Genomic DNA, 7,610 nt, shown 5'->3' with positions numbered 1-7,610 from the left:
GCGAGGGTCGCCCGGCATCCCCAAACTGAGTGGCTACGACGACGAGACGCGACATACAATCGAGCTTGCTTGCGTTGTGGAACGGACAAACGGACCCGTTGCCTACGGCGCGTGCCTGAACCGGCAGATCGCTTCGCTGCGCAACTCGCCCGGCATTCCCAAAAGGTCGCCCGGCATTTCCAAAAGGTCGCCCGGCATTCCCGATCTGAGCGGCTACGACAGCGAGACGCGACTAGCAGATGGTACAAAGTTAGTTGGTAATTGGCTAGTTAGTGAGAAGGAAGATCGCTTCGAGAGCGGCGGAACATTTTTTGCCGTCACTGGTGATGGCGCGGGGAATATGTTCGCAGTGCGGTGCATCGAGAAGGCTCTCTCGCTTGGTACAGGCGGAATAAATGATGCCACTCGAAAATACAAAGTCGGCGACGAATTCTATATCAAGCTGCGAGTAGATAAGCAGCCGGTGCTCGAACTGACAGGCGTAGCAGTAAACGAAACGCTTATTCAGGTGGACGTGACAGCTGAGGTCGTCCGCTCAATACGCGACGGCAAGGAAATTGCCGTGCGACAGGAAAGCAATCGGGGTGTCTCACACACGACTGTCTTTAATACTAAGGGAAACGCGAAGGCGTTTGCGCGCCTGACTAAGGAATGCAAGGTCAACTAGCCGTCTACGGATGAGAGTTGGCGTCGTCAGAACATTCGCACGGATGAACTCATCCGTTACATTCTCCATCGGGTCGTTCATCTCACGTTTCCGTCTTCGTTTCACGCGCCGCGCGCCGCTTCAGCGCACCAATCGTCACCTGCCGCGTGGTGCGCTTTACATATTTCGGTAGCACCTTCACCGACTTGTGCCGACCTTGCGCCATAATCTCGCGGTCGGTCAGCTCGGCGTCGCCGGTCTCGGTGAATCCGCCGTGACGGAATGAGGTGAACGATAGCGCGTCACGCAGGCCAGCGGCGCGGATCACTTCCTTGACCTTGCGGCTCAGGTGCGTGACCGTGGGTCGTCGCGCCCATTCGGCACCGGTCTCCATCGCCCCGTCGTTTTGACAGTGGCAAGAAGCACTGTTGCGCCAATGCGGCTTTAAGGCTGCATTTGTCCAAACGGGCGTTGATCGGCTTCAGCCGTCGAAACCCTTCCAAGCTGAATACGAGGGTTCGATTCCCTTCACCCGCTCCAGTCGTGATTTTTCGCTCCAGTCGTGATTTTTTCGGATCGGTTCATTCTGAAGCTGTCGACCGTCCATTTTCCTCCGTAACAAGATTCGCAGGTTCGGATCGTCAACTGCCTCCCGGGTTGGGACAGCCGTTGTTGATCCAGTCGACAATCGGCTGGACCTCAGCCGCGGTGAGGAAAGGCATTGTCGGCGGGTTGGCGTTGGCCGGCATTTCTCCGAATGCGCCGGTGTCGTTGTCGAACAGCGGGCCCACGCCCTGAAGCGCGAGCACGAAGTTGGATTGCGCCGCATTGCCGACGATCAGAATGGGATAGGGCGGAGACGGTCCAAACGATACGCCTGGGACGTTACCCGTCGTGAACTGCTGGTAGTTAAGCGTTTTCCAGAAATTCTTGTGAGGCGAGCCGGGAACTCCACTCGTCTCGTTGTTTCGCTGAAGGATGCCGTCGAGATAAGCGGCAAGCGTCAGTCCGTTTCCGTTATAGGAGTCGATAGGCGGATTTGCCATGAGCGTTCTCCACGAGTTTGTCCCTTCTAGCGGGCCTGTTTGAGTTGCTCGTTCAGCAAGCTCCTCAATTCGCCGACGGCCGACGATGCCGGCCTGAGCCCGAACGAGACCTGCGCAGGCGTGAAGGCATTCATTTGCAACGACCACAGAAAGTCGTTGTTCTGCACGATGTTGTGGCAGTTCATGCAGCCAGTGCGGATATTAGTCTGATCCCAGGTCTCGAGCGTCGTGTTGGCAAAGGCCGAGGTGGCGCCGGTGCCGGGGAAGGTGAAGCCCGGCGTTCCCGGATCTGCGGGCGAATTGGGTTTGACGGGCCACTGCGTCATCACGAGCTGGTAAAACTGCCAGACGCTGTTCCTCGCCTTGAGCGCTCCCTCCCAGATAGCATTTGTCGCCACGGTACTGGGATTGATCGGCGTCAGTCTCTGGAGATTGACGGGCTGGGGAGGCGTCGGGTTGTTCTTGGCGGTCGCCCAGACGAAGCTCGGCGGAATGCCGCCGGGCATCGGGGTCGCGGTACCGTCGTTGAATGTGAAGATCTGGCTCGGCGGTGTCGGCGGATGTGGCGGCACATAGCCCGGCGGCGGCACGTTGTCGATCTGCTCGAACGTCGACCATATCCATTGCGGTCGCGACGAGGTCTTCTGCACGATGTGCAGTCCGACAAGGCCGACGGTCGCAGGCGTCGCGCCGCACTGGCCAGAAATCGGATCGACGAGCCACGCCTTGCGCGTGTGATAGCGCTCCGGGTGAGCAACGCTCTTCATATCGATCCAGGACGATTTGACGTCGAGGGCCCCGTTCTGGAACACGATCGCGGGACCGGCCGGATTTTGGTTCTGCGGCAGGTTTGATGCCAGATAGAGTTGCTTTGCCAGGATCTGGTTGAATTCGACTTCGTTGTAGGCCGCGATGTAGCGAACAAAAGTCCCGTTCTGTGCAATCAAGACAGATACGAGATCGCCAGTGCCAGCCAGGCCGACATTGCCGAACTTGGAGATCGGCGCCAGCAGGAAGTCACCGGGCTGTGCCTGCGGGCACGGCGATTGCGACGGGTTGCTGGTCCAGAAGCTCGCATTGCTGTCGAACGCGGATGGCGGAGCTCCACCGGGCTGAAAGGTTTCCCAGTCGGCCTTGTAGGTCTCGAACACGAGCGGCACGTCGACAGCCGTGAGCGGCTGGTTCGGGTCCGGCTTGCCGCGTTGCCCGCCCAACGCCGGCCACATCAGTGCAATGAATGTGCGCCAGGAATAGTCGTCGAAAAAGGCGATCGGATTGCCCGGGAAGGATGCCGTGTTGCAGACGTCGGCAGGAATCACCGTGGCCGCCGGCGCGTCCAAATTGGGCGCGGCGATTGGTGGCGCGCATGGCGCCTGCGCGACAGCAGACGAAGGCAAGAGCCAAGCCGCGCCAAGCGCAATGACACTCAAAAGACTCGCGGTAACCCGGTGGCAAAGGCGCACGTCTTTCATGGGTTCGCTCCCAACAAGATGCGGCGCAGCAATTAAAAAGCTATATTGAGATATTATTCTATTTATAATTGTCTGCAAGAGAAGAATGCTCGGCGATGTCGTGGAAGCACGCTCCCGCACCGTAGCGATCCACATCACAAGAAGGCAAACTCAGCTCTCAGATCCAAGTCGTTTTATCTTCGTTAGCTAGCCTTGGGTCCGTACTGCAAACAGGCCTTGGCCGCCGGTTAATCAATCCACAGCGTATGGATGGGGCCTTACACCCACATTCTCGGGCTCTCATCGGGCGCAGGATTCCAAGAAGCCGCGTCATGGTGATCGATCACAGAAAGGGTGGCACGGACATGACAACGAACCTGACCCGCTCGCCCGGTGCGCGGATGGGCGCCGCGGCCTTATTATGGCAAGATCGCCGGCGGGATTGCGCTCGGTACGGTGATCGCGGCCACCGCCGTTGGCGACGGCGAACATGTGCTGCAGCTCGATCCGGCGCAGCAGACTTATGACCGATGGATTCATTGCGGAGGGACGGCAGTCGGTTTGAGACGTTCGAGCTGCGAGGGCCTCGACGCGTCGAATTTGAACCTGCTTGGCGGCGCATATTCGACTTTCAACAGCTGATCGGCGGAAGCGACTACTTTCGATGAGAGAGGACTTTCTCATCGATTTGCGGTGGGGGGCTAACCCAACTGTAACCGAGTGGAGAAAACGCCATGGCCATCAATCTCAGTGCAATTGCAAGCCAACTCCTGACTCCTGACGTCATCGCACAGATCGCGTCCTTTCTCGGCATCGACAAAAGCGTAGCGCAAAAGGCTGTGGGAGCGTCGATCCCGACAATACTGGCGAGCCTGGCCGATCTGGTCGGAACTCCGGCCGGCGCTAACCAGCTGTCGAAACTGTTGTCGCAACAGCAAGGCGCCAGTCCCGTCGACCTCTTGCGCAACTCCGGCGCCCAGGGCCTGGCCCAGACGGGTTCGAACATGCTGTCCGGGCTCTTCGGTAGCGGCACCATGGACACCATGGCCCAGGCGGTCGGCAGGTTCGCAGGGACCGGCGAGAGCGGCGGCAAGTCGCTGCTCTCCCTCGTCGGCCCGCTCGTGCTGGGCACCCTCGGTCAGCAGCAGCGTGACGCAGGGCTGGATGCCGGCGGATTGGCCTCGGTCCTGCGCTCGCAGAAGGACCAGATCATGGCAGCGATCCCGCCGGGTCTCGCCGATCAGCTCGGCACCGCCGGCCTGATCGACAAGGCGGGAGCGGGCGTGCGCAGCGGAATGGCCACGGCCGCCGCTGCAGGAAGCCGGGTCGCCAGCGCTTCCGAACGGGCTGCCGCCGGCGCGAGCCAGGCCGCGTCTGCCGCCCGCGGTGGGCAATGGCCATACTGGCTCGCCGCGCTGGTCATCCTCGGCGGTCTTTTCTGGTACCTGCTTCCGGGCCAGACGGTTCCTGAAATTCCCACCGCCACGCGGTCCGCAACTGAAACGGTGGGCGTGGCGCCTGCGAATATGACTGTTGACGGCGTGAACCTGGCTAGTCAGTTCAGCTCCTCCGTCAATGCGCTGAAGGCGGCCTTGCCGACCATGACCGATCAAAGCAGCGCGACGGCGGCGCTACCGAAGATCGACGATGCCGTTGCGCAGCTCGATAGCATCACCGCGCGGGCGGCCAGGCTTTCTCCGGACGCACGGAGCGCGCTTGCGAAGCTGATCATCGCGGCGACCCCGGCAATCAACCAGATGTGCGACAAGGTCATGGCGACGCCCGCCGGCACGGTCGCAAAGCCCGCGATCGACAATCTGCGCGCCAAGCTCGACGCGCTGGCGAAGGTCTAGAACCGGCACGACCAATCCAGTGACCACCCGCGGCGACGCGACGCCCTGACCGCGTCAGGTTGCCCGTCACAAGGGAGAGATCCATGACCGACAAGACCAATTTTACCAAGGATGAATGGGCGCTGCTTCTGAGAAGCCCGATGAATGCGGGAATGGCCATTACAGCCGCTGAACCGAGCGGCCTGTTCGGCCTTCTGAAGGAATCGTTCGCCGGAGGCGCGGCGCTTGCCAAGGTGGCGACCGATGCCAATGCCAACTCGCTGGTCAAGGCTGTGGTTGCCGACTTCCAGACCAGTGAAGGCCGGGCGGCGGCTCATGACGGGCTGAAGGCGGAACTTGCCAACAGCAAGCCGGATGAGATCAAGAGCAAGACGATCGCTTCCCTGCATGAGGTTGCGGCGCTTCTGGCCGCGAAGGCTCCGGGTGACGCGGCGGCCTTCAATGGCTGGCTGCGTCAAATCAGCCAGAAAACGGCCGAGGCTGCATCGGAAGGCGGCGGCCTGTTTGGCGGAGGCGTTCAGGTCAGTGACGCCGAGAAGGCAACGCTTGGCGAGATCTCCCGCGCACTTGGTATCTAACCTCGATCGGGAGACGGACCTTTTTTCATGCCTTGGGTCAATGACCATCATTGACCCAAGGCAATGTCTCGCAACGGAAACGGCGAAGTCGAACATGAGCTTTCGCCTCACCCTCACGGCCTGCGTGATGTTCATGATCGGCCTTTTGGCCGCGCTGCTGCTTTTCGTTCAGGTTTTGACGCTCGATCTCGCCACGGAGGAGGCGGCGACCTCGACCATGGATGCCACGAGCCGCAGCACGATCTCCTCGCTCCAGCTGCAGGTCGAAATGTTGTCGCGCATGTCGCGCGCGCTGGCCTTCACGCCGGCGATCATGAATTCCTCGACGCCCGGCGACACCAGCCCGACGGTAGGAGTCCTCAGGGGAAATCTGGCGCAATGGCCGGCCCTCGACAGCATCTATGTCGGGTATGACAATGGCCATTGGCTCCAGGTGCAGAGACTGGGCGGGATGAGCGGCCCGCAGCGCGACCGGGTCGGCGGCCCGCCCGATGCAGCGTATGGTGTGACGACGACGCAATGGCTGGATGGCGAGGAACTGCCGACCAGACGCGTGTTCCAGGACAAGACCGGCAACCCGCTCGGACAGATCGACATTCCACCGCGTGGCTATGATGCGCGCCAGCGCAACTGGTATCTGGACGCCCGTAAGGCGGGACACCTGGTGACCTCTGCGCCCTATCTCTCGTTCAACCTCGGCGTCCCCATGATCACCTTCAGCGTGCCGGTCGATGGTCAGGCGCGCGGCGTGGTGGGGCTAGACCTCAAGCTGGACAGCTACAGCAAATCGGCCCCGATCGTGAAATTCGGGAAGAAGGGCCATCTGCTGATCTTCGACGATCAGGGCACGCTGATCGTTCATCCGGACTATTCGGCGCTCTTTGAAAAATCATCCACCGACCCGGCGGGCCCGAGACTTCCCGGCGCGACCGATCTTCGCGATACGCTTGAAGGGAAGATCATCGCTAGTTGGGACAAGAGCAGTCCATACAGGCAAAAGCTCGCCTGGAAGGACGGCAAGCAGTATTTCGCCCGCCTTGAAACCATCGCGCTGGGGCCGAACCTCCCGGCCAACGTGCTGCTGGTCGCGCCCGAGGACGAATTCGCCGAGGGCATCCGGGCGCTCGATCGAAAAGCTCGGTTGATTGCGCTGCTGGCCTGCCTTTTGTTCATTCCGGCAGCCTGGATCTTCGGAACGCGGATGTCGACGACGATCCGCGACATCACGGCCGAGGCCGCCCGATTGCAGACGATGGCGCCACCGCCGAATGCGCCGATCGGCTCGCTGATCAGGGAGCTGGATATTCTGGCGCTGACAATTCACAAATCCCAACGGGCGATCTGGCTGTTCTCGCGCCTGGCGCCGCGCGCGATCGTCAGAGGCGTGCTCGATAATTCGATTTCCACCGAGCTCGGCGGCGTGCGCCAGGAGATCACGGCGCTGTTCACCGACGTGAGAGGCTTCACCACGATCGCCGAGAATGCCGATCCCGATGTTCTGATGCAGCAGACGTCCCGCTATTTCACCGCTCTGACGGACGTCATCCTGCTTCAGGGCGGTACGGTCGACAAGTTCATCGGCGATGCCGTGATGGCGTTCTGGAATGCGCCGAACCCCCAGGGCGATCATTGCGAACGTGCTTGCCGCGCTGCCCTGCAGGCAAGGGCCGCCAACGAGAAGGTCAACCGGCAATTCGAAGCGGAGGGGCTACCATCCTTCTTCACGCGGTTCGGCATTCACGTTGGCGAAGCCGTGGTCGGAAATCTCGGTTCGTCGGAGCGCATGAACTACACCGCGCTCGGAAACGTCGTGAATCTCGCGGCTCGCCTGGAAGGGCTCAACAAGCAGTACGACACTCAGATTCTCGTGAGCGAGGGCGTCTATCTGCGTGTGAAGGAGACCTTCCGCTGCAGGTTCGTCGACACCGTCGTCGCGAAGGGCATGGCGGCCGAGACCAGGGTCTACGAGCTTCTCGGCGAGGTCTCGAACGAGGATGCCGGTGCAATGGAGGTGAGTGAGGGGCGCGGCTGAAACA

General features: G+C 61.0%; 8 protein-coding genes. 5 read left to right on the top strand and 3 right to left on the bottom strand.

The genetic code is table 11. From position 1 onward, the window contains the following. Positions 1 to 667: hypothetical protein (locus tag VGR99_RS26230; protein WP_326902586.1), on the top strand; the 667-nt coding region annotated here is incomplete at its 5' end. 82 nt (positions 668 to 749) lie between these two features. On the opposite strand, the gene VGR99_RS26225 is transcribed toward VGR99_RS26230, so the two are convergent. From VGR99_RS26225 to VGR99_RS26215, 3 genes are all read right to left on the bottom strand, one after another. Then, positions 750 to 1,040 carry a hypothetical protein gene (locus VGR99_RS26225; protein WP_326902584.1) on the bottom strand — a complete coding sequence of 97 codons (291 nt, stop codon included), beginning with the start codon at positions 1,038 to 1,040 and terminating at the stop codon, positions 750 to 752. 247 nt (positions 1,041 to 1,287) lie between these two features. After that, complete coding sequence (locus tag VGR99_RS26220) at positions 1,288 to 1,692, bottom strand: hypothetical protein (protein ID WP_326902583.1); 405 nt, start codon at positions 1,690 to 1,692, stop codon at positions 1,288 to 1,290. Positions 1,693 to 1,718: 26 nt separating this feature from the next. After that, complete coding sequence (locus VGR99_RS26215) at positions 1,719 to 3,302, bottom strand: hypothetical protein (RefSeq protein ID WP_326902582.1); 1,584 nt, start codon at positions 3,300 to 3,302, stop codon at positions 1,719 to 1,721. Between the two features lie 234 nt (positions 3,303 to 3,536). On the opposite strand from VGR99_RS26215, the gene VGR99_RS26210 reads away from it, so the two are divergent. The 4 genes from VGR99_RS26210 (at position 3,537) to VGR99_RS26195 (ending at position 7,606) form a co-directional block, all read left to right on the top strand. Next, a complete protein-coding gene (locus VGR99_RS26210) occupies positions 3,537 to 3,785 on the top strand; it encodes a hypothetical protein (protein ID WP_326902581.1) in 249 nt (82 codons plus the stop codon). Between the two features lie 92 nt (positions 3,786 to 3,877). Further along, complete coding sequence (locus VGR99_RS26205; RefSeq protein WP_326902579.1) at positions 3,878 to 4,996, top strand: DUF937 domain-containing protein; 1,119 nt, start codon at positions 3,878 to 3,880, stop codon at positions 4,994 to 4,996. Between the two features lie 83 nt (positions 4,997 to 5,079). Beyond that, the gene (locus tag VGR99_RS26200; RefSeq protein WP_326902577.1) at positions 5,080 to 5,574 is read left to right on the top strand and encodes a hypothetical protein; all 495 of its coding nucleotides are present in this window, start codon (positions 5,080 to 5,082) and stop codon (positions 5,572 to 5,574) included. A gap of 94 nt (positions 5,575 to 5,668) precedes the next feature. Continuing rightward, complete coding sequence (locus VGR99_RS26195; RefSeq protein ID WP_326902576.1) at positions 5,669 to 7,606, top strand: adenylate/guanylate cyclase domain-containing protein; 1,938 nt, start codon at positions 5,669 to 5,671, stop codon at positions 7,604 to 7,606. Positions 7,607 to 7,610 lie beyond the last annotated feature (4 nt).

Origin of the sequence: Bradyrhizobium sp. (assembly GCF_035935975.1) — a bacterium.
In the GTDB taxonomy this organism is placed as follows: domain Bacteria; phylum Pseudomonadota; class Alphaproteobacteria; order Rhizobiales; family Xanthobacteraceae; genus Bradyrhizobium.
Note: the sequence above shows the minus strand (reverse complement) of the source record. Positions and strands in the feature narration are given on the sequence as shown.

Bases quoted from the DNA above. Each gene is read 5' to 3' on its own strand.
- VGR99_RS26205 (WP_326902579.1), top strand. From the start codon at position 3,878: ATGGCCATCAATCTCAGTGCAATTGCAAGCCAACTCCTGACTCCTGAC.
- VGR99_RS26195 (WP_326902576.1), top strand. From the start codon at position 5,669: ATGAGCTTTCGCCTCACCCTCACGGCCTGCGTGATGTTCATGATCGGC.
- VGR99_RS26220 (WP_326902583.1), bottom strand. From the start codon at position 1,692: ATGGCAAATCCGCCTATCGACTCCTATAACGGAAACGGACTGACGCTT.
- VGR99_RS26200 (WP_326902577.1), top strand. From the start codon at position 5,080: ATGACCGACAAGACCAATTTTACCAAGGATGAATGGGCGCTGCTTCTG.
- VGR99_RS26225 (WP_326902584.1), bottom strand. From the start codon at position 1,040: ATGGAGACCGGTGCCGAATGGGCGCGACGACCCACGGTCACGCACCTG.